This is a genomic window from Methylophilales bacterium MBRSF5 (assembly GCA_001044335.1).
Taxonomy (GTDB): domain Bacteria; phylum Pseudomonadota; class Gammaproteobacteria; order Burkholderiales; family Methylophilaceae; genus BACL14.
On sequence record CP011001.1, the window covers coordinates 684281 to 708699 of the forward strand.

24 protein-coding genes and 3 pseudogenes are annotated in these 24419 nt (G+C 33.7%); 6 read left to right on the forward strand and 21 right to left on the reverse strand.

All coding sequences use genetic code 11. From position 1 onward, the window contains the following. Window positions 1–54 precede the first annotated feature (54 nt). Window positions 55–1098, reverse strand: a complete 1044-nt coding sequence (locus UZ34_03715) for a pseudouridine synthase (GenBank protein ID AKO64517.1) — start codon at window positions 1096–1098, stop codon at window positions 55–57. Here UZ34_03715 and UZ34_03720 point away from each other — a divergent pair. Continuing rightward, the gene (locus UZ34_03720; protein AKO64518.1) at window positions 1064–1903 is read left to right on the forward strand and encodes a competence protein; all 840 of its coding nucleotides are present in this window, start codon (window positions 1064–1066) and stop codon (window positions 1901–1903) included. The two genes, UZ34_03715 and UZ34_03720, sit on opposite strands and share 35 nt — an antisense overlap. Here UZ34_03720 and UZ34_03725 read toward each other — a convergent pair. From UZ34_03725 to UZ34_03765, 9 genes and pseudogenes are all read right to left on the reverse strand, one after another. Beyond that, window positions 1900–3300, reverse strand: coding sequence for a hypothetical protein (locus UZ34_03725; protein ID AKO64519.1), 1401 nt, complete (start codon window positions 3298–3300; stop codon window positions 1900–1902). The two genes, UZ34_03720 and UZ34_03725, sit on opposite strands and share 4 nt — an antisense overlap. Continuing rightward, window positions 3293–4510 (reverse strand): hypothetical protein, encoded by a 1218-nt coding sequence (locus UZ34_03730; protein ID AKO64520.1) that lies wholly within the window; start codon window positions 4508–4510, stop codon window positions 3293–3295. Before UZ34_03730 ends, UZ34_03725 begins: the two co-directional genes overlap by 8 nt. Before the next feature lie 21 nt (window positions 4511–4531). Continuing rightward, the gene (locus UZ34_03735; protein ID AKO64521.1) at window positions 4532–5158 is read right to left on the reverse strand and encodes a hypothetical protein; all 627 of its coding nucleotides are present in this window, start codon (window positions 5156–5158) and stop codon (window positions 4532–4534) included. Window positions 5159–5185: 27 nt separating this feature from the next. Then, window positions 5186–5956, reverse strand: a pseudogene (locus tag UZ34_03740) (hypothetical protein). Between the two features lie 36 nt (window positions 5957–5992). Then, window positions 5993–6799 (reverse strand): annotated as a pseudogene (locus tag UZ34_03745) (hypothetical protein). Then, window positions 6789–8054 carry a histidyl-tRNA synthase gene (locus UZ34_03750; protein ID AKO64522.1) on the reverse strand — a complete coding sequence of 422 codons (1266 nt, stop codon included), beginning with the start codon at window positions 8052–8054 and terminating at the stop codon, window positions 6789–6791. Before UZ34_03750 ends, UZ34_03745 begins: the two are co-directional and overlap by 11 nt. Then, window positions 8055–9260: a 4-hydroxy-3-methylbut-2-en-1-yl diphosphate synthase gene (gene ispG / locus UZ34_03755; GenBank protein AKO64523.1), complete on the reverse strand. Its 1206-nt coding sequence runs from the start codon at window positions 9258–9260 to the stop codon at window positions 8055–8057. After that, window positions 9261–10349 (reverse strand): 50S rRNA methyltransferase, encoded by a 1089-nt coding sequence (locus UZ34_03760; GenBank protein ID AKO64524.1) that lies wholly within the window; start codon window positions 10347–10349, stop codon window positions 9261–9263. A gap of 6 nt (window positions 10350–10355) precedes the next feature. After that, window positions 10356–10760 carry a nucleoside diphosphate kinase gene (locus tag UZ34_03765; protein ID AKO64525.1) on the reverse strand — a complete coding sequence of 135 codons (405 nt, stop codon included), beginning with the start codon at window positions 10758–10760 and terminating at the stop codon, window positions 10356–10358. Between the two features lie 87 nt (window positions 10761–10847). On the opposite strand from UZ34_03765, the gene UZ34_03770 reads away from it, so the two are divergent. Genes UZ34_03770 through UZ34_03780 form a run of 3 tightly spaced genes read left to right on the forward strand, consistent with a single transcriptional unit; the run spans window position 10848 to window position 13436 of the window. Then, window positions 10848–11813 carry a hypothetical protein gene (locus UZ34_03770; GenBank protein ID AKO64526.1) on the forward strand — a complete coding sequence of 322 codons (966 nt, stop codon included), beginning with the start codon at window positions 10848–10850 and terminating at the stop codon, window positions 11811–11813. Beyond that, complete coding sequence (locus tag UZ34_03775; protein ID AKO64527.1) at window positions 11800–12804, forward strand: oxidoreductase; 1005 nt, start codon at window positions 11800–11802, stop codon at window positions 12802–12804. Before UZ34_03770 ends, UZ34_03775 begins: the two co-directional genes overlap by 14 nt. Then, window positions 12801–13436: a phosphoglycolate phosphatase gene (locus tag UZ34_03780; protein AKO64528.1), complete on the forward strand. Its 636-nt coding sequence runs from the start codon at window positions 12801–12803 to the stop codon at window positions 13434–13436. Before UZ34_03775 ends, UZ34_03780 begins: the two co-directional genes overlap by 4 nt. A 280-nt stretch (window positions 13437–13716) precedes the next feature. On the opposite strand, the gene UZ34_03785 is transcribed toward UZ34_03780, so the two are convergent. Then, window positions 13717–13947 (reverse strand): transcriptional regulator, encoded by a 231-nt coding sequence (locus UZ34_03785; GenBank protein ID AKO64529.1) that lies wholly within the window; start codon window positions 13945–13947, stop codon window positions 13717–13719. A gap of 282 nt (window positions 13948–14229) precedes the next feature. Between UZ34_03785 and UZ34_03790 the strand changes: the two genes are divergently transcribed. Next, on the forward strand, window positions 14230–14529 hold the full coding sequence (locus UZ34_03790; protein ID AKO64530.1) for a hypothetical protein: 300 nt from the start codon (window positions 14230–14232) through the stop codon (window positions 14527–14529). Here UZ34_03790 and UZ34_03795 read toward each other — a convergent pair. The 6 genes and pseudogenes from UZ34_03795 to UZ34_03820 form a co-directional block, all read right to left on the reverse strand. Then, window positions 14522–15445 (reverse strand): hypothetical protein, encoded by a 924-nt coding sequence (locus UZ34_03795; GenBank protein ID AKO64531.1) that lies wholly within the window; start codon window positions 15443–15445, stop codon window positions 14522–14524. The two genes, UZ34_03790 and UZ34_03795, sit on opposite strands and share 8 nt — an antisense overlap. A 5-nt stretch (window positions 15446–15450) precedes the next feature. Continuing rightward, window positions 15451–16086 (reverse strand): hypothetical protein, encoded by a 636-nt coding sequence (locus UZ34_03800; GenBank protein AKO64532.1) that lies wholly within the window; start codon window positions 16084–16086, stop codon window positions 15451–15453. Between the two features lie 44 nt (window positions 16087–16130). Continuing rightward, window positions 16131–16865: pseudogene (locus UZ34_03805) on the reverse strand (proline hydroxylase). 90 nt (window positions 16866–16955) lie between these two features. Beyond that, a complete protein-coding gene (locus UZ34_03810) occupies window positions 16956–18332 on the reverse strand; it encodes a hypothetical protein (GenBank protein AKO64533.1) in 1377 nt (458 codons plus the stop codon). Window positions 18333–18460: 128 nt separating this feature from the next. Then, window positions 18461–19066 carry a hypothetical protein gene (locus UZ34_03815; protein ID AKO64534.1) on the reverse strand — a complete coding sequence of 202 codons (606 nt, stop codon included), beginning with the start codon at window positions 19064–19066 and terminating at the stop codon, window positions 18461–18463. After that, window positions 19056–20153 (reverse strand): hypothetical protein, encoded by a 1098-nt coding sequence (locus UZ34_03820; GenBank protein ID AKO64535.1) that lies wholly within the window; start codon window positions 20151–20153, stop codon window positions 19056–19058. The genes UZ34_03815 and UZ34_03820 overlap by 11 nt, the downstream gene beginning before the upstream one ends. 134 nt (window positions 20154–20287) lie before the next feature. Between UZ34_03820 and UZ34_03825 the strand changes: the two genes are divergently transcribed. Next, a complete protein-coding gene (locus tag UZ34_03825; GenBank protein AKO64536.1) occupies window positions 20288–21502 on the forward strand; it encodes a hypothetical protein in 1215 nt (404 codons plus the stop codon). Here UZ34_03825 and UZ34_03830 read toward each other — a convergent pair. Genes UZ34_03830 through UZ34_03845 form a run of 4 tightly spaced genes read right to left on the reverse strand, consistent with a single transcriptional unit; the run spans window position 21482 to window position 24419 of the window. Further along, window positions 21482–21874 carry a hypothetical protein gene (locus UZ34_03830; GenBank protein AKO64537.1) on the reverse strand — a complete coding sequence of 131 codons (393 nt, stop codon included), beginning with the start codon at window positions 21872–21874 and terminating at the stop codon, window positions 21482–21484. The genes UZ34_03825 and UZ34_03830 overlap by 21 nt on opposite strands. Further along, on the reverse strand, window positions 21840–22580 hold the full coding sequence (locus UZ34_03835) for a hypothetical protein (protein ID AKO64538.1): 741 nt from the start codon (window positions 22578–22580) through the stop codon (window positions 21840–21842). The genes UZ34_03830 and UZ34_03835 overlap by 35 nt, the downstream gene beginning before the upstream one ends. Further along, window positions 22567–23592 (reverse strand): CDP-paratose 2-epimerase, encoded by a 1026-nt coding sequence (locus tag UZ34_03840; protein ID AKO64539.1) that lies wholly within the window; start codon window positions 23590–23592, stop codon window positions 22567–22569. The genes UZ34_03835 and UZ34_03840 overlap by 14 nt, the downstream gene beginning before the upstream one ends. Beyond that, window positions 23589–24419, reverse strand: a complete 831-nt coding sequence (locus tag UZ34_03845) for a hypothetical protein (GenBank protein ID AKO64540.1) — start codon at window positions 24417–24419, stop codon at window positions 23589–23591. Before UZ34_03845 ends, UZ34_03840 begins: the two co-directional genes overlap by 4 nt.

Here is a 24419-nt window from a genome sequence, read left to right on the forward strand (position 1 = left end):
GCATCTGATTGAAAAGCTTTTACAAAATCAGGCGCTGTCCAGTCAACTTCAATTTTACTCTTCATCGTCAAAATCTAAATCATTACCATTTAAGTCGAAATCCTGTTGAAGAAAGTGATCTGTAGGGCCAAAGTCATTTTCAACTGAATCTTTCCTGATCACAGATAAAAGCTCCCTCATATCCTCAGGAAGATCAATGGTCCACTTCATTTCCTTATTGGTCTTAGGATGAATCAATCCAAGCGCTATAGCATGAAGAGCCTGTCTGTCAAAATTTTTAATAGATTTTAACAAGTCTGCATCCATATGTTTGATCGGGATTATTTTCTTTAGCCCGTAGCCCTTGTCTCCAACTATTGGGGAATTATTGTCTAACATGTGGACACGGATTTGATGAGTTCTTCCAGTTTTCAAAAGACATCTCACATATGTATGGTAGTTAAACCTTTCAAGCACTTCTAAGCTTGTTTCTGCATACTTACCATTAACATTGGTAACGGCCATCTTTGTCCTTTGTCTTGGATGTCTGCCAATTGGCTTTTGAATGACCTTATTTTGCCAAATTTGACCCCACACTATGGCTCTATATTCCCTGTACACACTTTTACTTTGCAATTGACTAATCAAGTTATTTTGTGATTCCTCATTTTTTGCAACAACCATCAATCCAGTTGTATCTTTATCCAGCCTATGCACAATGCCTCCTCTAGGAAGTTTTTCAAGATCTCTATTGTAATAAAGCAAACCATTGAGTAGGGTTCCATTAACATTCCCTGAGCCAGGGTGGACTACAAGATTGTGAGGTTTATTTAAAACCAAAATATCATCATCTTCGTAGACAATATCCAATGAAATATTTTCAGCAATCACATCTATTTCATCCTCAATCACACCATTGATTATAATTTCTTCACCACCAACAACCTTATAATTTTGTGAAACACTTGAGCCATTAAGAAAAATAAGGTCATTTTTAATCATGGATTGAATTTTTGATCTCGAAAATTCAGGTACTAAGTTTGATAAAACGGCATCTAGCCTTGACCCAAAAAAAGTTGCAGGTATGATAAGTTTTTTATTAGAATCAGTATTGGTCATGTTTAGATATCTTACCTTATTTATTTCTTCAATATTTCTTGCAGGTTGCTTTATTTTTGGTGAACCTACCGAGTTTGACGAAACAACGGGACAGAGCCCTGAGTGGATTTATGGAAAAGCAGAGGCTTTTACTGACCAGAGAGATTTCAGAAAAACCATTGATTTTCTAGAAAAACTTATTAAGCGTTATCCAGATAACAAGCTTATTCCATCAGCCAGGTTAAATCTGGCGTATGCTTATTACAAATTTGGTCAAAAGGAGCTCAGCACATCTACTGTTAACCAGTTTATAACTCTTTACCCCAGCCACCCATCCATGGACTACGCATACTATCTTAAGGGTTTAAATCTGTATCAAGAAAGGGGGATAATTAATAAATTAACTTTTCAAGACATTAGTGATCGGGACGTCAATGACTTGAAGAAGGCTTTTGATGCCTTCGCTGAGGTCGCAAATAAATTTCCAAACTCAAAATATAGTCAAGATTCAACCGATAGGATGACTTATTTAATGAATAAAATTGCTGAGTATGATCTTCATGTTGCAAGATACTATATGAAGCGAAGAGCCTATGTTGCGGCATTGAATCGAGCTAAACAAGTTTACACCAACTATCCTGAAAGTATTCATGTTGAGGAATCTCTAGTAATCCAATATGTGGCATATAAAGAACTAAAATTAAAAGATCTCGAAATAGCTACGAAGAAAATTATTGATCATAATTATCCAGAAAACAAACTAGCATTAGACACTCAAGAAGGAACTAAGACATGGTGGAAGTTTTGGGAAAGTTTGGCAGATTAATTCTTACTTGAAAGTTTTTTTCTTAACTGATTTTTTATTTTTCTTCTTGTAACCAATCCTGTGCTAACTTTCTTCGCTTTATGTGCATAGGGATTATCTGATGCCTCAAAAATCATCTTTAAAGGAATTGACTGTAAAGATAACGCTTTTCTGAAATAATTATCTAAATATCTTTTATATGAAGGGGCTAAATCTTCTAAATGATTCCCATGGATTTTGAAAGATAATGGAGATTTAGAGATAAAACTCATAAACTTTAATTTTGGCCTTAATCCTTTACTAATTGAAGGGGGGTGGTTTATTAGTGCATCCTCTAAAAGCTTATTTAAAATTGATGTTTTATACTCTTTACTTAAATGTTGCCGAATTGCTTTTATATTTTTGAAAATTTTAGATAGATTTGTTTTCTTTTCAGCAGAGATCTTGATGTTATCAATAAAACCAAAATTTAGATTAAATTTTTCCAGCTCACTATCAAACCGTTCTTTTTCATATTGATTAAGCAAATCCCATTTATTGAATAAAAGTATAAGCGGCTTAAATGACTTCAAGCACTCAGTTATCAATGATTGGTCTTGAGAGGTGATTCCTACCGAAGAATCAATAATAAGTAAAATAAAATTAGCATTCTTTGCGCTTTCAAGAGATTTTAGTAGCGCAAATTTTTCTTCCTTAACAGTTACTTTTCCTTTTCTTCTTATTCCAGCAGTATCAACAAGAATGTACTTATCGGAATTTAATTCAAATTCAATTTCTATTGAATCTATTGTGGTTCCTGGCAAATCGCTAGCTATGAGCCTATCGGATCCAATTAGTGAGTTAATTAGCGTAGATTTTCCCGCGTTAGGTTTACCTAAAATAGCTATTTTAAAATAGTCATTTATTTCATTTGATGTAGGTATTCCATCTAATTTGTGAACAATTAATTCAACAATTGAATCTATGCCATAGTTGTGACTCACTGAAGTGCAAATTACTTGTTGATAACCAAGCTTTGTAAAGTCTAGCTTTGCGATTTCATCAGAAACGCCATCCACCTTGTTAATTACCAAGCAAATATCTTTGTCTTTTTTTCTCAACAGTTTAGATATCACCTGGTCATCAGGCAAAAGTCCAGACTTATAGTCAACCACAAATAAAACAAGATCAGCCTCATCTGCAGCAAGGTTTGTTTGGTTAAGAATTTGTGAATCTAAAGCATTATTATTTTTTGAAAAATTAAGCCCACCTGAATCTATTATTTCATAGGTAAGATTATTAATGACTGTTTTGCCCACTTGTCGATCTCTGGTCAACCCCTCAAATTCTGAAACGATGGCCTTTTTTGAATTGGTTAACTTGTTAAAAAGACTAGATTTTCCAACATTAGGCCTACCGACTATAGCGACGTTATTCATTGACTTGAATTTTTATAATTTTTTGATGATTCAATAGGATATATACATAATCTTCAAATTTATACATTTTCGTATTGTTTAATGAGTTTTGAACACTCATCGTTTCCCCGAAGTCAATTAAATCCTCAAGGTCTTTTCCAAATTTATGTACACCGACCCTTTCACCCTCATCAAGGGAAACAATATGCAGCACTCCAAGATAATCAATGGCAAGCAAATAATCATTAAAAATCAACGGTCTAGAGATTTTTCTAAAACTTAAATCATTATTTTTCCATATTGTCTTACCAGACTTCAAGTCAAAATTATAGATTGAGTCATTTTCATGAGCTACGACAAGGTTAATATTATCTGTTGCAATACCATGATAGGAACTAATTTTCCGGGACCAAATTTTTGAACCTGAGGCTCTATCAAAAGCTGTAATCTCTCCATTGTAGGACGAAGCAAACAAAGTACTATCGACAATGCCTAAATCGCCAGCAACGTCATTTGTCCGATCTATCTCCGTGACACCCTTTGGTCTAGACAAAGTTAATTCAGTTAAAAAACTGCCAGACTCAGGTTCAATAATAACCACTTTACCGCCAGGGAACCCAGAATATAAAATATCATCCATAACTATCATTGGAGATTGAACATTAATTGAGAGTGGTGGATTCTGTCTCGTGTAGGACCATAAGGACAAGCCGGTATTAATATCAAAAGATTCAATATTATTATTAATGTATTTGAATATGATTTGATTTTTATAAAAGAAGGGTTTGAGATTTAGGCTGTTGGGGAGCTTAATACTCCAAATTAAGTTGCCCTTTTCATCAATTTTCGTTAAAAAATTTCTTTCATCAGTGAAGTAAAAATGATTTTCTAAACCACTAAATAATCCAGTTTTAATCCTACTATCAATTTTTTTGCTAAAAAGTGTATCGCCAGTATCTTGCGAAAGTTTAGTAAAAACTCCATCCTCGGTAATAAAAAAGATCGAATCTTCTTTAAAAACAATTTCAGCATACCCAGGGAGGAGATCAAATTCGTTTGTCCACGGCTGATTAACTTGAACTGTGTTTTCAAAATCTTCGGGTAATGGTTCCGGAATATTATCAAGACCGCTGTCGAAATATACATCTTGAATCTGTCTTTCGAGTTCTTTTACAGGACCTATACATCCCGAAAGAGGAATTAAAAAAAACAAGAAAAGTAAATTCTTCATTGGGTCACTTTATGCTTAATCTTAAAGATTTTGCAATTTATATTCAATCACCCTTGAAAAATCACTTTGAGGTGAAAAAGAACTGATAGCTTTAGCATACAATTCTTTAGCTTTATCAATATCGCCCTCTTTTTTAGCAATATCTGCTTGAAGGTCAAACTTAAAGCCTAAAAATCCTTTGGTTTTAATCTTTTCAGAGAACTGTTTCGCTTTTTCAAGATCATCCTCGGATAATGCTATTAATCCAAGATAATAAACTGATAGACTTTTAATAGATGGTTCAATTGCTTGTTGGCTTACCCATTGCAATCTATCTTTGACATCATCATCGATAGAGTCATTTTTTAAGATCGTTTTTACGTAAATAATTTGCGCTCTTGCAGCATAGGGTGTTTTAGCATAATTTTTTTTTAAGTCATCTGCAATTGATTTTAAATTTTCGGTATCAGTCGTTTTGCTAATTAATAGTTTTTGAAACAGCTGTGAAGCCTCTCCCGTATTTTGCTCTTGTTTTGATTTATATAAATCATTACCAATCAAAATAATTAATAGCGCTACAACCAAGGCAATAATCAATTTTTTATTCCGTTGCGCGAATTCTTTGATTTTTTCAAGTTGTTCCGGGTTATTTTCGATATCTTGTGCCATATAAATCCTTTATTACTAAATTGAACCAGGTATTGCTTCAATAAGTGCTTTTGTGTAATCCGTACAGGGCTTATTAAATAACTTTGAAACAGTGCCCTTCTCTACAAGCTTACCATTTTGCAAAACTATAACCTCATCGGCGATGTATTTTACCACCCTTAAGTCATGAGTGATAAATAAATAAGTTAACTGAAATTTTTTTTGTAATTTTTTTAATAATTCTAAAATTTGCGCTTGGATTGATACATCCAGGGCTGACACAGGCTCATCGCAAACTATAACCTCAGGGTTAATAATCAGTGCCCTTGCGATACAAATTCTTTGCCTCTGACCACCGCTGAATTGATGTGGATAACGGGATAAATCTTGCTCAGAAAGACCAACCAACTTGATATGCTCGATCACATGTCTTTCAATCTCATCTTTATCTCCCATCGCATGAATTTCCAAAGGTTCCGAAAGGATTTGGCGTATCGTGAATTTAGGATTCAATGATGAAAACGGATCCTGGAAAATCATTTGTATTTTTTTTCTAAAAACTTTTGTTTCAACAGAACTCAAATTAACTATATTCTGTTTCATGAAATTTATCTCGCCACTATCAGGATTGAGCAGCTTCATAATTGTTTTAGCCAATGTAGATTTACCGCTACCTGATTCCCCAACAATTGCTAAACACTTCCCTTTTTTAACAGAAAAAGAAACGTCATCTAAAGCATTCACCGTAAAAGATTTTGTATTTAAAAAACCCGTGTGCTTGGTGTAAGTCTTTTTTAAATTACGAACATCAATGTACATTTATATTTTTTCCATTTCAGCCTGAAGCCATTGATAATCAATAGGTTTTAGAGTTTTTTTTGAATGTATGCTCGGGATACATTGCAACAGAGCTTTCGTGTACGGATGTTTAGGATGACGAATTAAATTTTTTGCTTTTCCTTGTTCAACTACTCGTCCTTTGTACATCACCAACACCTGATCCGCTATATCTTCGACGACACCAAAATCATGAGTGATAAATAGAACAGTCATTTGATATTTTTTTTGCAGATCCTGTATTAAATTTAAGACTTGCTTTTGAACAGTCACATCAAGCGCCGTGGTTGGCTCATCAGCAATTAGCAGCTTAGGTTTATTTATGATTGCCATGGCAATCATTACTCTTTGTCTTTGTCCTCCTGACAACTCATCAGGGTAGCTGTCATATCGATCTGGAGGAATGCCGACATCTTGAAAAGTCTGCTCCACCATTTTTTTTGCTTCAGATTTAGTGATGCTGTTGTGGGCATGCAATGCTTCGGCGACCTGGTACCCAACAGTAAACACGGGATTCAGGGATGTCATTGGGTCTTGGAAGATCATAGATATCTCTTTGCCACGATACTCTCTTAATTTTTTTTCATCTAGCAGGGCTAGGTCATTTTTTTCAAAATGGATAACTCCTTGAGCTTTAAGTTGACTTGACAGCAATTTAATAATTGATAATGCAGTAAGACTTTTGCCACTGCCAGATTCCCCGACAATGCAGGTAAGTTTGCCCCTTTCAAGCGAAAAAGAAACATCGTTAACTAAGATAGTTTTTTTATTCTTTTCTGGAAAAACGATAAGATTTTTTACTTCAAGGATATTTTTAGCTAGCATGTTGAGTTATAAAGTTAACAATATCTTTCTTATTAATCTCTTCTTGTGACAACTCCTGTCGTAAAAGTTTAATTTGGACACTGTCGTTATTTACTTCATTATCGCCGATAATGATAGCAAATTGTGCTCCAGATTTATCAGCCTTCTTCATTTGTGACTTAAAACTATTTTTACCCACATTCATACAGACTGAAATGTTTGAATTTCTGAGTTGGTTCGAGACATTAAATGCATAGTTATCAACATTCTCTCCTAGAGACAAAACGTAAACTTGCGGTTTAATATCTAAACTAGAATTATTCAACTCTTCAAGAAGCAATATAATCCTCTCGATTCCGATACCTACACCAAAGGCTGGAGTTTCTTTGCCGTTAATGGATTGGATAAGGTAGTCGTAACGACCTCCACCAGCAATAGTTCCCTGACTTCCTAGATCGCTTGTGACAAATTCAAACACAGTCCGATTGTAATAATCTAAACCTCTCACAAGATTTTTATTGACTGTATAAGCAATGTTGCTTTGATCAAGATACTGAGTTACCTGCTCAAAGTGCTTTGCACTCTCTGCTGAATTCTGATCCAAAAATTTTGGAGCACTATCAATTAAACCCTGCATTTTTGGATTTTTTGAATCTAAAATTCGCAGAGGATTTGTGTAAAGTCTTCGTTTAGCATCTTCATCAAGCAAGTCTTGATGAGATTCAAAATATTTTATCAGATCTTGTCTATATACAGCTCTCTCCTCAGGATCTCCAATATTGTTAATTTGAAGTTCTATATTTTTTAGGCCTAAATTCTTCCAAAGAGAGTCCAGGAGGCAGATGATTTCCGCATCTAAAAGTGGTTCGGAAAAACCAAAGGCTTCGATACCTAGTTGATTAAATTGTCTTTGTCGGCCTTTTTGAACGTTCTCATGCCTAAACATGGGTCCTTGATAAAATAATCGAATTGGGCCGTTGTAGGTAAGGTTGTTTTCAATTACTGCTCGAACACAACCTGCCGTCCCCTCGGGACGAAGTGTTAACTTGTCATTATTCAAATTATCCTGCCAAGAATACATTTCCTTTTCCACAATATCTGTTTGCTCGCCAACACTGTGAATATATAGGTCAGTGTTTTCAACTAATGGAAGTTTTATTTCCTCATATGCAAAACGGTCTAGCACCTGATATGCGGTTTCATAAAAAAAACGCCAATACTTTTGCTTTTCAGGTAAGACGTCATAGAAACCCTTGATTGATTGATACTTTTTCATTTATCTATACTTTTTATCTATATAATTTTTGATGATGTTTTTGAACTCATCAGCAATATTATCACCTTTTAATGTGACTGTTTTTTCACCATCTTCGTAAACAGGAGCTACAGGTATCTCTCCCGTTCCAGGTAAGCTAATTCCTATATCAGCCATTTTGGACTCTCCTGGACCATTCACCACGCAGCCCATGACGGCTACTTTCATATTTTCTACTCCCGGATAACTTTTCTTCCACTCCGGCATATTTTCTCTTAAATATGATTGGGTTTGTTTTGCTAACTCTTGAAAGAAAGTTGAAGTAGTCCTTCCGCATCCAGGACAAGCAATCACTAAGGGAACAAAAGACCGAATATTCATTGTTTGTAAAAGTTCTTGCGCAACAACAACTTCTTTAATTCTTGTTTCTCCTGGCTCAGGAGTTAACGATATCCTTATTGTGTCACCAATACCTTGTTGCAAAAGATAACCCATCGATGCACTGGAAGCGACAACCCCCTTAGTGCCCATTCCAGCCTCTGTCAATCCTAAATGAAGGGGGAAATTGCAACGCTTCGCTAGTTGTTCATAAACAAAAATAAGATCTTGGGTGTCACTTGTTTTACATGAAATAATAATTTTATCTTTTGCTAATCCTTGTTTGACTGCGGCTTCAGCACTAAGCAATGCAGACTGAATCAAGGCCTCCCGCATGAGATCGTTAGAGGATTTTGGCTCACTCAATTGTTGGTTTTGATCCATCATTTTAGCTAGTAAATCTTGATCCAATGATCCCCAATTCACTCCAATACGAACTGGTTTGTCATGGTCAATAGCACATTGAATCATTTGTGAAAACTGATCCTCACGTTTTGATCCTTTACCTACATTCCCTGGATTTATTCTGTATTTATCTAGCGCCTTTGCGCAATCTGGATAAAGTTTTAGGAGCTTGTGTCCGTTAAAGTGGAAATCTCCAACAAGCGGGACATTGCAACCTACGCTTAACAACTTTTCTTTAATTTTTATTGTTGCTTGAGCAGCAGCCTCAGTATTCACTGTAATTCGTACTATTTCAGAACCAGCTTTCCATAGCTCTAGAATTTGTTCAACAGTCGCCTCGACATTTTCAGTATCGGTATTGGTCATAGATTGAATTACCACGGGGTGATGACCTCCAATATGAATATCACCGACTTTTACAACTAATCTATTTTTTTTGATCAATTATCTTTTTCCCTCTTGAATTAATCGCAACGTCCGTTTTGTTTTATCTTTTACATCCCCAGCTAACTGTCCACAGGCTGCATCAATATCATCACCTCGAGTTTTACGGATGGTTGTGACGATGCCACTGTCCATTAAAATTTTCTGAAAACTCAATATCCGCTCCCTGCTTGAAGATTCATATCCGCTTCTAGGAAAAGGATTAAATGGGATGAGATTAAATTTACAAGGGGTGTTTTTTACCAAATCAACTAATTCTTTTGCATGCTGATCTTGGTCATTAACATCCTTTAACATCACATATTCCATGGTAATAAAATCTCTTGGTGCTTCTTCAAGATAGCTTTGACAAGAATCTAGCAATACTTCAATTGGATACTTCTTGTTAATCGGCACGATTTCGTCTCTGATTTTATTATTGGGCGCATGCAACGAAATGGCTAAAGACACAGGACAATCATATTTTAATTTCTCAATCGCAGGCACTAAGCCGCTGGTAGAGACAGTAACTCTTCTTCGGCTTAATCCATAAGCCTTATCGTCCAACATAATTTTTAAAGAAGAAGCGACCTGATCATAATTGGCTAACGGCTCTCCCATCCCCATCATTACCACATTAGTTACCGGCTTATGTTCACTCGTATCATAGTCATTAGATAGTAAATGGTTGGCTAACCACAGCTGGCCAATAATCTCAGCCTGAGATAGATTGCGGTTAAAGCCTTGGCGACCGGTTGAGCAGAATGTACATTCCAGGGCACAACCCACTTGTGATGAAATACAAAGAGTCCCTCTATTTTTCTCTGGAATAAAAACCGTTTCGATCGCGTTATTTGAGCCCATATCAAATAACCATTTACGTGTTCCATCTCTTGAAACATGATCGAAGTTAATTTTTGGGAAATTGAGCTGGTAGTTGTTGCTAAGAAATAAGCGGAAATCTTTAGCAAGATCCGTCATTTTATTAAAATCGGTTTGCTCTTCCTTAAAGAGCCAACGCCATAACTGCTTGGCTCGAAAAGGTTGATGACCAGATTTTGCAATTTGATCTTGAAAGGTTTTTAAATCAATATCAAGTAAATTAATCAAAAAAAATTAGCCAAAGAAATATTCAATTTCAATTTTAGCATTTTCTAATGAGTCAGATCCATGCACAGCATTTGCATCAATACTTTCAGCAAAGTCAGCACGAATCGTGCCTGGTGCAGCTTCTTGAGGGTTTGTAGCGCCCATTAATTCACGATTTTTAAGCACAGCATTGTCACCCTCTAATGCCTGAACCATCACTGGGCCAGAAGTCATAAAAGTTACTAAATCGTTAAAGAAAGGACGTTCTTTATGAACTGCATAGAATCCTTCTGCTTCCTCTTTGCTGAGATGAGCCATTTTAGCTTGCACTATTTTTAAGCCATTTTCTTCAAATCTTGTGTAAATTTTACCAATGACATTCTTTGCCACTGCGTCTGGCTTGATAATTGATAGGGTTTGTTCTGTTGCCATGAATATCTCCAATTGATCTTAAAAGAGCGTTAAAATAACATTTTTTAAGCTTTTAATAAACGTTTTAATCGGGAAGTTTCAACCTACATGGATAAGTATCTAGTCACCGCCTTGTATCACTTTGTCAATATTGATCAATTTAAGTCTTTTCAACGGCCCATTCTAGATTTTTGCAAAGCCAATGACATCAAAGGGACCTTATTACTTGCTAAAGAAGGGATCAATGGCACTATTGCAGGACTATCAGATGCAATTACCAAATTCCACCATTTTATTAAATCCGACCCCCTCTTTTTGGGTGCTTTTGAAAATATCGATCACAAGGAATCTTGGGCATCATCCAACCCTTTTTATAGAATGAAGGTTAAGCTTAAAAAAGAAATCGTCACTTTGGGTATTACTGGAATCAGTCCTAAGAAAAATGTTGGTCAGTACGTGGACCCCCTAGACTGGAATAATTTAATCAGTGACCCAAATACAATTCTTGTCGACACCCGCAACGACTATGAGTATGACATCGGCACCTTTAAAAATGCCATTAACCCAAATACAAAAACATTTCGTGAGTTTCCGGAATATGTCAAAAAGAATCTTGGCGGGCAAAAGAATAAGAAAATTGCGATGTTCTGCACCGGTGGCATTCGTTGCGAAAAGGCCACCTCCCTTCTTCTTGATGAAGGGTTTGATGAGGTCTATCACCTTAAAGGTGGAATTTTAAAATATTTAGAAAACGTTCCCAAAGAAGAAAGTTTATGGGAAGGAGAATGTTTTGTTTTTGATCAACGTGTTAGCGTCAAACATGGTCTTGCGGAAGGAATTTATGATCAATGCTACGCTTGCCGTCATCCGCTCAATCCAGATGAAATTAATTCTTCTTTATATGTCAAAGGAGAATCTTGTCCTTACTGTCATGATAAATTAAGCCCTGAGAAAAAAGCCTCGCTGCATGAAAGACAAAAACAAATTGAGTTAGCAAAAGCCAGAGGTGAACAACATATTGGTCGGGAGTTTGATGACAGTGTTACCAAAAAGGAATTTCATGAAGACAGTTAACTGGGGTATCTTAGGAGCTGCAAGGGTCAATCAAAGACTTCTTCCAGCGATTGAGAATAATGCTCATTCACAAATATTAATGTTAGCCAGCAGACGCAATGGCGCTGCAGATGAATGTGTCAAACAATACGTAAAAAATCCTGATGGGATAAAAACAACGACCCAATTTGTCGACGTAATTAATCATCCTGATATTAACGCCATTTATATCCCCCTGGCTAATGAGGAACACACTGAAGTTGCCTTAAAAGCGATAGAACAAAAAAAACATGTACTAATAGAAAAGCCAATGGCATTAACCCAACAAGAAGTCAAAAGCATCACTCAAGCGGCAAAAGATAATAATGTCATCGTCATGGAAGGTTTTATGTATGTCTTTCATCCGCAATTTGATTTTGTTCTAGACTTTATTAACTCAGGCAAATTAGGGAAAATTCAATACACACATAGTATGTTTTCCTTTCCAATCCAACCAGCACGTTACTACCGCATCAATCGATCTATGCAAGATGGTGGTGGAGCTTTCTGGGATATCGGCCCTTATGCCATTCACACACTCAGACAAGTTATGGGGGCTCACATTAAGCAGGTTAATGCCACTGCTAAGATGAATAGTCATCAAGCGGATATGTCTGCCAGTGGAATTTTAGAGTTTACTGATCAACGACGAGCCACTTTTGATATTAGTTTTGAGTGCACAAGACGATCTGAATTTGAAATATTTGGGGAAAAAGGACGATTAAAATGTCATACCGTGTGGCAGCACGAAAATGATGAGGCGATTATTAGTTTCGAGCTAGAAGGATCCGCCCCAGTTGTTGAAAAAATTCAAAAGGGAAACCATTTTGATTTAGAAATTAATCACTTTGTCGACTGCATACTCAATAACAAAGAAAGCAAGAAATTAAGCATGGATGATGCTATTAAGCAGGCAGCTACAATGGAGGCCACATTCAAGTCTATCCAAAGCAATCAGTGGGTATCCGTTTGACCTCGGCTTTTATTTTTGATTTTGATGGGACGTTAGTCGATTCTGAACAAGCCATATATCAATGTTTTCAAAGCATTACCAAACAACTTGCTCCAGAGCGAATGGAGTATGCAAAAAATATTCTTATTGGGCCGCCCTTAAGGGATACCGCATCAGAAATATTGGGTCCTGATCATCAGGATTCATTAGATGAATTTGTGCAATTATTTATTGCCATGCATGATGAGCAAGTCATCCAGCACACACAACCCTACCCTGATGTCATTCAAGTCTTAAAACAATTGTACAATAAAAATATATCCATGACGGTAGCCACGAATAAAAGACTAGCCCCGACACAAAAACTTATCGATCATTTTGGTTGGAATGATTATTTTTCATTTATTGAGTGTAGTGACAGCCAGAATGAAATGAGAAACAAGGACAGCATGATTCAAGACATCATCAATCAAAATGAATTATTTCACGGGAGCTTCTTTGTCGGAGATACCGTGAATGATGGTTTATCCGCGAACCTGAATCAGCTCAGATTTATCAAAGCTTGCTATGGCTATGGTCGAGATCAAGACTGGTCCAATGTCACCACCTATCAAGAAATTCATCAGTTTATTGAAATTTTAAAGCTCATTTAAAGCCTCACCTCATGGCTATCTCACTCATTTAAACATCAAGAAGTTCGTTTTGAAATTTGACTATTGAATAATTAAAATAATGCATTAAATCAATAACTTAGATAAATAATTGAATAATCTGGTAGAGGATAAAACCTAACAACCCCGTCACTAAAAACAGGGCCATGTTGTCAAGAATAAAATGCATAAACTTGCTAAACATGGTTACCTTCAATATATATATCAATATGACAACATTATGCCTATTGAACGTATAAAGCAATACGTAAAATATGGTTATTTATTTGAGGCGGACGCCGGGTTGATGATCGGGGGTACCGATGAATTCCACACCTCCCTCTTCTAAAGTTTTCTGTATCGCGTCAAGAATTCTTGCTTGACCTGATGGTAATCCATTCATGGCCTCAAGTCTTCTAATTGTCGCAACGCCTATTTCTGATTTCTTTGCCAGATCATCAGCAGTCCATTTCAACATTGCTCTTGCAGCTCTTATTTGTTCGCCTGTAATCAATTGTTTTTTTATTTATTTTGATTTTTTTTATATCATTTTTAATATATAATTAATAATATTAAATATGAAAGCAATTAAAAAAATATAACACAAATATTTAAGAAACTCGAGGGTGCCTATGCGGACTCTACCATACGCGCCTACGCCAAGAACATTGAGAACTATCAAAAATATTTCCAACAACACAATGCAGCTGTGTTGCCATCTCAAATAGACATTATCGTGGGCTTCATTGACCACCTGTTAGCACAAAACCTCAGTGCCTAATAAATCCTCCGCCACGTGACCGCCATCGCCCATATCCATCGCATGAGTCACCGAACTGATCCGACCATAGATCCAGACATTAAAATCGCTATGCATCGTGCTTTTCGGCAACAAGGACGCTACCAGCAACAAGCCTACCCCATCCATCAAGAGATTATTAATGACTATCAAAAACTCTTGCCCTTAATGCAAGAAGCCAGCCTGCCAGATTTGGATACCTATGACAAATTAATGCGTTATCAAACGTCTCTCAACAATCAACTCTCTAAACAGATTGGCGAACTGGTTGAGCTTGAAAAAACGTACGCTAAATAGTGCGAAGTTTTTTAGGAAAAATGATTGCTAATAGAATACAAGCAAAGAAAAAATAGATTTTTTCACGAAGACGTCTTCGGCACTGCGGCGCATACAAAGCAAGTCTTAAAAAACCAAAACGAGATAATGGATACCATTGTTTTACAAAGGGATCTTTTTCAAGTTTCAGCATTTTAATTAGACGCAATACTTGATCAAAACCCTCCCCTAACAACACTCTCTTAAATCTCACAAAAAATCCAGCAAAACCGACATGCGCCCCAAAGGCATTTAACTCATGTTGTCGATATTGCATGCCGGCATAACAATCAATAAACCATTTACAATCATTCGTCCTAGCAAAAGCATAAATTAACCAATCGTGATACTGCTTCATTTGGCTAACTTCAGCTTGATTGTTTTCTAAAAAGGTTTGTAGATTGGTTGCGAGTTTTTTGTTAATCACAAAAGTACAGCCTGGTCCAGCGGACTCAAACAAGTGGTCAAAGTTTTGTTGAGGCTGATTTTTAATTAAAACTTTTCTCTTGCCATCGGCCCAAAAGGCTTCCACATTGGAAGAATAGCCATCGTAACCTTGTTCTAATTTTTGAATCGCTTTTTCTAGCTTATCCTCTTTCCAGATATCATCCTGATCTGCCAAGGCAATGTAATCGACATCATTAAGATCAACACGCATTAATAGATTGATAAAATTTGACGCAGCTGACCCAAATTTTTTATTTGTTTCTAAAATTTGAATTTCATTAAAACTTTTTGCGCATCTCTTAACAATATTTACTGTATTGTCTGATGACTGATCAATATTGACGAAAATTTTATTAGGCTTTTGTGTTTGATTTAAGATAGATTGGATCTGCTGCTCAATATAATCTTCACCATTATAAGCTGCTAATAATACATTTATTCTTGAACTCAAACTTGCTACACCAATTTAATAAAAATAAAAATAGAAGCTAATAAAATTGTAATCCGTCCCAATATGCGTATTGCAATAAGCTCAAAGAGAACAGATGGATTTTTTTTATTTTTTGTTGCATCAATAAATTTAGCCACTTTTGGATCCATGTAATAGACTACAAACACAGAGCTGATTGCGGTTAATGCAGGGCTTAGTTGCACAATCCATAAACTATGCTCTTTAAAAAAATAACTTAATATATTTAAGTAGAATGGAACATATAAATAAATTGCATAAATAACCAAGCCAATAAGCAATAAAAATGTATTTTTTTTCGTCAAAGGGAAATAAAAATTTATTCTCATTTTTGATGAGAAATTAACTGACTGCAGCAACGTTAATATTAATGTGGCGATGCTCGAAATCAACAAGCATAATAGTAAAAAATATAAATTATCTCGAGTGAGCATTAAGCCCAATAATGGTGGAGTAAAAAATAAAAAACCACGACTTAGAAAATCAAACTGAAATTTTTTTGTATAGGCTGTAGCAATCTTTGACGAATTGTGACGCGAGGTAAGATAAAAGATAGCGTAATTATCTAAAAATACTGCTACATTTTGAACAATAACAATAAACGCTAGTAAGAATATTTCCATCGTTATTTGATCTTATAAGCTTTCGCAAAACGTTGACTGTCTTGTCTCAATTTGATTGCTTTGAGCACCTTCTTATCATCCTTTTGTATCTCCCGAGGTGCGTAGACTGCGCGCTGGTGAGAATCAGCTTGCTTTGGTTCAGTCAGATAATATACAGCCAAGCTTTTGCGATAGATGCCTTTCGGGACCTGTAATTGCTGACTCATGCCATGCCAGGAGTGTTGCGTGGTATCAAAGATAATGGCCCTGTTGAATACAGGAGCGATCTCACGAATCAGCTCTTTGGGTTGGTTAGCAGTTTCATCATGACTCCATAACCCTAAATGTCCCTTGTGTTCGCTTGGTCGTAGGTCTTGCGACAGATACATAATGATATTTAATTTACGCTGCAAACCACACTTAGGATGAATCGAATAATCGAAGTGGGGGTTAAGATTACCCCCCGTGCCATGCATGTGCCACCCTCCTCCATGTAAGCCCATGTCCGGAAAGAGATGCGCTCCGACATATTTTTCTAATAGTTGGATCATCTGGGGAGAATTGAGCATCATTAAAATTTGGTAAGTCAGTGGCGGGTACTTATTCCAGTCGTTCAGTGCTTTTTTGTGTTCAAGCGGGTTGTTGTACTCAAACCAGACCTTGTCCTCGTACCTTGGGAAATCACTCTCCAATCCCTTCGCTGTTTTAAGATCAAAGAAGTTGTCGATCACGCAATGATCAAAGGGTTGGTTGTGTTTGAAGTTTTTGAGGGCTTGCTCTATGTGGTCGAAACGGATCATAAAATAATTTTAAAAAAAATATTTATCCATTATAACTGTTAATGCACCTGTTTAAGCACGAGATATCCCTTTCATTTACTATTCTTCACGTTAGTATTGTAAGAAAGAAAATACAAGTGATATGAATGAGGGGATAAGTATCAGTAATGAAAAAAATAAAAATCTAAAAAAAATAAATCTTGCAAAAATAAAATTAAAGTTACTTATTTTCTTTTGATTTATAAATAAAAATAGAAGCGGGGAAAATAAAAATAGTGTAAAAATAAAAAAAGCTGGAATTTTTAACAAAGGTGAATAAAAATCACTCCCCAAGAGTGATAAATTTGGCAAATAATCTCTAAAGGGGCCATTAACAATCATTGTTAAATCAACGTTTTCCTTTAGGCCGCTGCCATTAAATATAAACCAAACAAAAAACAAATATCCAATCATTTCTAAAATTGAACAAGTTACTTTCTTATTAATAAAAAAATATAACAATGAAAAAAAAGGAGCAATATAAATAAACCATTGGGGATGCCATTTAACAGAACAAAAAATTGTAACAAAAGAAAGATATGAAATTAGTGTTACATATTTTAAAAAATTATTATTTTTGTATTGATAAAAATATGAAAATAAACAGATCGTTAAATAAAAAAGAATAAAAATAACCTTTATAAAAAAATATATAGAATTTAGGCCGCTAACTGAATTTAATGAGGAGTCAGTAATTAGGTGAACAAAAAAACTTAAAAATTGTGATTGAAAAGCCGGATCAACACTGAAAATAATAACTTGCAAAAGAATAAAAGAAAATACAATTAATGAGTAATAAAATAATTTGGGAATATTTTTTTCAATAATAAGTAGTAATGGGAAAAACACAATAAGAGGAATAAATTTAAAACTAGCTGCGACGCCAAATAATATACAAAATAGAAGAATTTCTTTTTTTAGGTAATAGTAAAAGCCCAATAGTAAAAAAAACAGACCTAAAATATCATATCCTCCAAATATGAATACTGAAAAAATTGCCAGAGGGGATGAAATGTAAATAGATTTGAGATAATTTATATCATTATGTTTAGAGGTATAAATATTTAAAATCTTGTTGAAAACCTGAACAGAAAAAATAAAAAAAATCACCAATAAAAGTTTATTCCAAAGGCTAAAAATGAAAAACGGTATTTGATAATAATCTCCAAAAATTAGATAAATTGGCAGATTAAATAAACTGAAAATAAAGTATATGAACGGTAAATAATCATTTCTTAAGACTATATTTTTATTGTAAGTATAAAAATCAAAAAAATGTCCATTAAATAATGCGTAAGATGATTTTGCAGTATGCATTAAATCACCATCAAAAAAGAAAGGGTTGTTAATGTCAGCCTGAAGAAATAGAACCGAAAAAATTAAAATAATTAATAAATAAAAAAAGTTTTCTTTTGATGTAAAAACAAGATAGCTTGATAAAAAAAGCATAACTGAAATTATTATTTTTTTGTTTTAAGAAATTTAAAGTTTAAATATATAGTGTAGCATTTGATTGAACGCCATCCTATTATAAAGTAGGATGAAAAATTCAGTATCAAATGGATAAGATATTCTGACTAAAGATTATGGATAGTTAATGTTGCACCGTAAAAGTCAGTGTCTACAACGTGTTGATTTTGGTAGCTCAGCGGATCATCTGAATTTGAGTAATTTCGAATTTCATTGTATTTTCCAACATGGGCAAAAGGCGGAATGATTACGTTGTCATGAACCACTACATTGGATTGAATTACAGCTTGAGGGCCAATAACGACTCCTTCTCCGATAGATACGAAATTTCCTACTTTGACTTGACGGCCAATCTGGGTTCGACTGCCTACAATTGAGTGGATACCAATACTTACTTTTTGACCAATGGAGCAGGATAAATCAACGAACGCCCCTCTTGCCAACTTTGCTGATATATCTTCTTGTTTGAGAGGCTGAAGTTTTGGAAAACTGCTTAGAATTTGATAAATTTGTGCACGATACAAACCAAAATTCCTTGGCGATACAAAATTTATGACCTCACCCTCATTGTTTTCAATAGCTTTAATAAATTGCGTTTCATCGTTACGATCAAACAAAACTTGAACTGTAGTGGTGTTATCAAATTCGAAATGCGCCATTTTAGCCTTAGAAAAATCAGAATTATCGTGAATAATAATTAGTTTATTTTGCATACACTTCTCGGTCTAAAAATTCATTAATGCGAACATTCTGGTTTTCATAATCACCTAAATTTTGCATATCTTGACCGTTCTCGATCTGCTTTTGCAGACCCTCAACAGCCACAAAATCTTCTTTTAAAACCACCTTTGCTTTTTCAAACCATTCATAAAAGACCGCCAAACTCGGTGTTTTTCCAGTTGCTTGAGTAATAAAAAAACTTAAGTCTAAGCGTGTTTTATTAGGTGAAATGGGGACGAAATTCTCCACTGCAAATAAAGTTCCACCATCAGGTGATGGAATATGGGTGTATGGAAATAATAACCAATTTAAATAGGACTTGCCATCATCGCAACACATAAATTCAGATTTATATTTTTCTGGAGGAAGCTTGTTTTCACCATCCCGGCTAAAATTAGATAGCTCAGCAAGTTCTGTAATCGGTTGATTATTAATTACAGGTTCCTTAAATGTTGCAAAAAAATCTACCTCTTGTGTTAGAGAAGTAGGATGCAAATATAGAGGATGAACACAGTCTCTGAGGTTTTCAAAAATAAGCTTCCAATTGAAATTAAGCTCGATTGACAATGATGCAAATGTTTTATTGAGCATTCCTTTGGTCTTATTTAAATTATTTAAAACTTCCTCACCAAATTGCTCTTCAATGTCAATAGGAAAATCATCCCCATTGATAAATAAAAAATCGCCTAATTGTTTGATGGATAGTTTTTTTAAACTCATCTGTGAAATTTCTGACTGATTTAATCCATACATTTTCTCAGCAAATGGAATATTTTTTACATGCCCATTCGACTCGTAAGACCAACAGTGATATGGACAAATTAATCTTAGAGGACCATAGGGCTCTGATACGATTGGATGACCACGATGTAAACACTTGTTATAAAAAGCATTAAACTGATCATTCTCTTTAGTAATAATTACTTCCCCAATTGGAGAGTTAATTAATACATAACTGGATTGAGTTTGGTCAAACTCAGGAACAGCAGCTGCATAAATCCAAAGCTTAGAAAACAAATGCTCTTGTTCTTTATAGAAATATTCTTGTTTATGATATCTTAAGTAATCTATTCGCTTCATATGCATATTCGCTTAACATTGTTAGATGTTTCAAAGCCATTATAAGGTATAAAGAAAATTAATAATTAAATTACAACATAAAATCTATATTAATTTGACATATAATTAGGACATAAATATTAAAATTTATTCATATGAAAAATATAATTAAGAATACACAGTCTTTATTAAAATTTGGATATCAAAAATCTAATCTACTTTACCAGGCGATCAAATATAAATTAAATTTAACCTCTCCTTATATACTGCCAAGAGAATACTACATAAGTGAAAAAATACTCGAAAAAGAACATAAAAATCTTTTTGAAAAATATTGGATTTTTGCCGGCCTTACTCATGAAATTAAAGAGAACAAATCATGGGTGAGGAAAAAAATTGGTCATCGTGAAATATTATTAGTGCATGAAGATGGAAAATATTTTGCATTAGAAAATGTGTGTCCCCATAAAAATATGCAGTTGTGTAAGGAAAGTAAAGGTAAAGGAACATTTGTTTGTGACTATCATGCATGGTCCTTTAACTGTGACGGCTCGGTAAAAACTATCCCTTTTCATGACCGAAGTTATAAATTTAATAAAAAACAACAAAATTTCTCAAACATGAGCAAATTTCAAGTTGTAGCTGTTGGGGCGTTCATATTCGTAAAAATTAAAAAAAGTAATATCACTATTCAAAACCAGTTTGACCCAGCAATCATTAAATCTCTCAAGCTTATGTCAAAAATGTTACAAGATCAGTACGGTACTTTTTTTGAGGTCCGTGACTTTAATTGGAAATTAAATTTTGAAAATTTAAGAGACTCTCTCCACCCCCCTGTACTTCACTCAAAAACACTTGGCAAGGAAGTGGATTTTTCGGCACAGTATGAGGATGTTCCAAAAATATATAAATTACTTGGTCGAATATCTCTAAAATATGCATCCTCATTTACCAAAGACGGAGACAATATCAAAGGTAAAAAAGGTCACTTAGATGAGATAATTAAACCCTCATTTTCTAATGGTTATTACAATTGGCTTTTATTTCCTAACTTTCATATGGCCACCCCTGATGGAGGTAGAAGCTATAGTATTGAAGTTCACAATCCTGTAGGTCCTGATAAAAACGAGATTTCCCACTATGTGATTGTCAATAAAGCAAATGACCCTGACGATGTATTTATGGATGAGATTATTGAACACCGACTAAGAGGACTAAGACCAGTTCTAGATGAGGATTATGAAGCATGCGAAAGAGTCCAAAAAGCCATCAAATTTACAAACAGGGAACAAAATGTGGGTTGCTATGAACATTACAATATAAACATAGCTAAGATGTATAAAAAAATATTAAATAAATACTTTTTTTAGAGCAAGAGTATAGTTAAACATCATTCCCAAAATAACCCCTAATGCTTGACCAAATAGTTGCAAGTCGGCGCCATAATAACTTATTACAGCATTAAGTGTAATCAAGTTAATTAATAACCCTAAAATGTTAACGCTTAAATATTTGAAGTATTTAGCAATTAAAATATGACCGTAATAATGTCTTTTAAAAGTAAACTTTGAATTAAAAAGAAAGTTTGAAAATGTCGCAAATAAAAAAGAAATAATTGAAGATATATTTATATTAATAGAAATTTTAGTAAGAAAATAAAATAAGGTAAGGTTTACACATAAACCAATTGATCCAACAAATGCAAATTTAAAAAAAGTTTTTGGATTTAATATTTTTTGCATGTATTAGAAGCTTTAAATAAGAAAACATAAAGCTCAAAAGTTTCCTTTTTGATTTTCCATGTAATCTTTTATTAAATGAAAAAGGTATTTCTAAGATTTTAACTTGATATTTTATAGTCAACTTTATCAAAATTTCTTCAACAATGTCAAAATTTTCACCAATAAGCTTTATCGATTTTAATTGATTTGTTTTGTAAAATCTAAAGCTATTTGAAATATCTTTACAATTTAATTTTAAGGTTAACGAAAAAAATTTGTTAAGAATAATACTTAATGCTTTTAATATTAAACTATTATTAGAATAACCTCCCTTAACATATCTTGATGCAATTATTAGATCGTAATTGCCTGTTGTATATTTCTGAATAAATTGATTAATATAGATGGGATCGTGAGAGCCATCAGCATCCATGATAACCGTATGTTCAGAATTTAAATGTTCAATACCTGATCTAATTGCATCTCCGTAAGAATCAGATGGTTTTCGATTAATTATTTTGATATTATTTTTTTTAAGAAAAAACTTTTTATTGTTTTTTTTTATTAATGATTGGTATCTAGGATCTGTTACTAGGTTTTCTACTATTATTATTTCAAAATTTCTACTATATTTTTTTAGAGTCAAAATTAGTTTTGGTAGCAGTAATTTGATATTTTCATATTCTTTGTATGCGGGGACCAAGACTGATAATTTATAATTTTGCATACGAATTTACCCAATCTAACATTTTATTAATACCATCTGACCAGCTTACTTTTGGCTCCCACCCAGTAAATTTTTTAATTTTTTCAATATTTGCAATAAAAACTAATTGATCACTTTCGCGTGGTGGTTTTTTTGAATATTCAAGCTGCATAGCTAGTTTAGAATTAAGATAATTGAATAATTCTAAAATTGATAGACTATTATCAGGTCCGCCGCCAATATTAAATGCTTGTCCTCTTACCTTATCTATATTTTTTAAGATTAAAAAATATAGATCAACCATGTCTGTTGTGAATAATACATCCCTAACTTGCTTACCATCTCCACTGATATCGAATTGATGATTTTTACGATGTTTTTGCTCAGCTGCATTTAAACAAAACCAGCCTATCCATCCTTGATCAGCAGTTGAAAATTGCCTTCCTCCATACATAGATGAATGTCTTAAAACAACTCCTTTAATGTCAAACATTCTTGAATAATCAAGAATATATTGATCAGCGGCACCTTTAGAATTTCCATAAGGTGAGTGAAAATCAAGAGCTACATTTTCATCAAAACCATTAGGCATCTCTTCACAAAAATAGCGAAAATTGCCTTCTTTATAGTTAAACTGATTCAGATCACCATAAACTTTATTTGTAGATGAGTAAATTATAGATGAACCAGGGCTATACTTTCTTATTGCCTCAAGAATATTGAAAGTGCCTAGGGCATTTATTTCAAAATCTTTTCTTGGGTTAGATATGGAAGTTGTCATCGCTACCTGACCAGCCAAATGAAAAATATGATCTGGCTTTATTGAAGATACAATCTCTTCAACATCATTTTGATTTCTAATATCAGAATTAAAAAAAGTAAAATTACCTATATCTTTTAACCATAGATAATTTTTTTCAGAACCAACTCTAGACATATTGTCAAAAATGGTAAGCTCAAAATTATTTTTGATTGCTTCTTTTGCAAGGTTAGAACCTAAGAATCCCAATCCACCTGTTATAAGAATTTTCATATTTTATTTTGGGAGATTAATTTATCGAAAATATTATCAAAGTTAATATCCGGTTTCCATCCAATCTTTTTTATATTATCTAATTGTAAAATTGGATTATCAACATCAAAACTTGGTCTTTTTAATGCACCATATTTTAATTTCGTACTAGAGTTTAATTTAAATTTTATTCTTTCAATATAATCTTTTAATTTATGGTTTTCATCGGCACCAATATCAAAATTAATATCTTTATCAATACATTCCAATTGACTAATAATTAATTTAATACCGTAAACCAAATCATCAATATAAATAAAATTTCTTAATTGATCACAATCTGACAAATCAATTGATTTATTTTTATTAAAAAAAGAAGTTAAAAGATGGTTAGTGAAGCTTTTATAATTATCAGGCCCGCACATAAAGTCAAATTTAATATTTATTTTTACTATTTTTTTGAAAAATATCATTAATTTTTTAAAGGAATTTTTTGTTGCGGAATAAATACTATTTCTTGGATCAAGTGTCGTATCAATATTAATAAGATATTGAATATTTTCTTGAAATGTTTCTAAAATTAATAATGGTAAATTTATATTTACATCACAAATTTCTTTTAATGTTTCATTATTTCTTCCATAACATGTTGCCATATGAATAAAAATAATTTTTTTACCTTCAAGATTTTTTTTTAATAATCCAAAATCAGATGGTTGATAAAAATTATGATTATAAGTATTTTGTAATTTTTTTCTTGAAATCAAATGAATTTCATAACCTTCTATAGATCTTAAGAAATTAGATCCTAAATAACCAGTACCACCTGTAATGAGAATATTTTTCAA

Coding starts and splice junctions, on each gene's coding strand:
- UZ34_03720 (AKO64518.1), top strand. CDS start 1,064: ATGATAAGTTTTTTATTAGAATCAGTATTGGTCATGTTTAGATATCTT.
- UZ34_03715 (AKO64517.1), bottom strand. CDS start 1,098: ATGACCAATACTGATTCTAATAAAAAACTTATCATACCTGCAACTTTT.
- UZ34_03725 (AKO64519.1), bottom strand. CDS start 3,300: ATGAATAACGTCGCTATAGTCGGTAGGCCTAATGTTGGAAAATCTAGT.
- UZ34_03730 (AKO64520.1), bottom strand. CDS start 4,510: ATGAAGAATTTACTTTTCTTGTTTTTTTTAATTCCTCTTTCGGGATGT.
- UZ34_03735 (AKO64521.1), bottom strand. CDS start 5,158: ATGGCACAAGATATCGAAAATAACCCGGAACAACTTGAAAAAATCAAA.
- UZ34_03750 (AKO64522.1), bottom strand. CDS start 8,054: ATGAAAAAGTATCAATCAATCAAGGGTTTCTATGACGTCTTACCTGAA.
- UZ34_03765 (AKO64525.1), bottom strand. CDS start 10,760: ATGGCAACAGAACAAACCCTATCAATTATCAAGCCAGACGCAGTGGCA.
- UZ34_03770 (AKO64526.1), top strand. CDS start 10,848: ATGGATAAGTATCTAGTCACCGCCTTGTATCACTTTGTCAATATTGAT.
- UZ34_03775 (AKO64527.1), top strand. CDS start 11,800: ATGAAGACAGTTAACTGGGGTATCTTAGGAGCTGCAAGGGTCAATCAA.
- UZ34_03800 (AKO64532.1), bottom strand. CDS start 16,086: ATGGAAATATTCTTACTAGCGTTTATTGTTATTGTTCAAAATGTAGCA.
- UZ34_03810 (AKO64533.1), bottom strand. CDS start 18,332: ATGCTTTTTTTATCAAGCTATCTTGTTTTTACATCAAAAGAAAACTTT.
- UZ34_03815 (AKO64534.1), bottom strand. CDS start 19,066: ATGCAAAATAAACTAATTATTATTCACGATAATTCTGATTTTTCTAAG.
- UZ34_03820 (AKO64535.1), bottom strand. CDS start 20,153: ATGAAGCGAATAGATTACTTAAGATATCATAAACAAGAATATTTCTAT.
- UZ34_03825 (AKO64536.1), top strand. CDS start 20,288: ATGAAAAATATAATTAAGAATACACAGTCTTTATTAAAATTTGGATAT.
- UZ34_03830 (AKO64537.1), bottom strand. CDS start 21,874: ATGCAAAAAATATTAAATCCAAAAACTTTTTTTAAATTTGCATTTGTT.
- UZ34_03835 (AKO64538.1), bottom strand. CDS start 22,580: ATGCAAAATTATAAATTATCAGTCTTGGTCCCCGCATACAAAGAATAT.
- UZ34_03840 (AKO64539.1), bottom strand. CDS start 23,592: ATGAAAATTCTTATAACAGGTGGATTGGGATTCTTAGGTTCTAACCTT.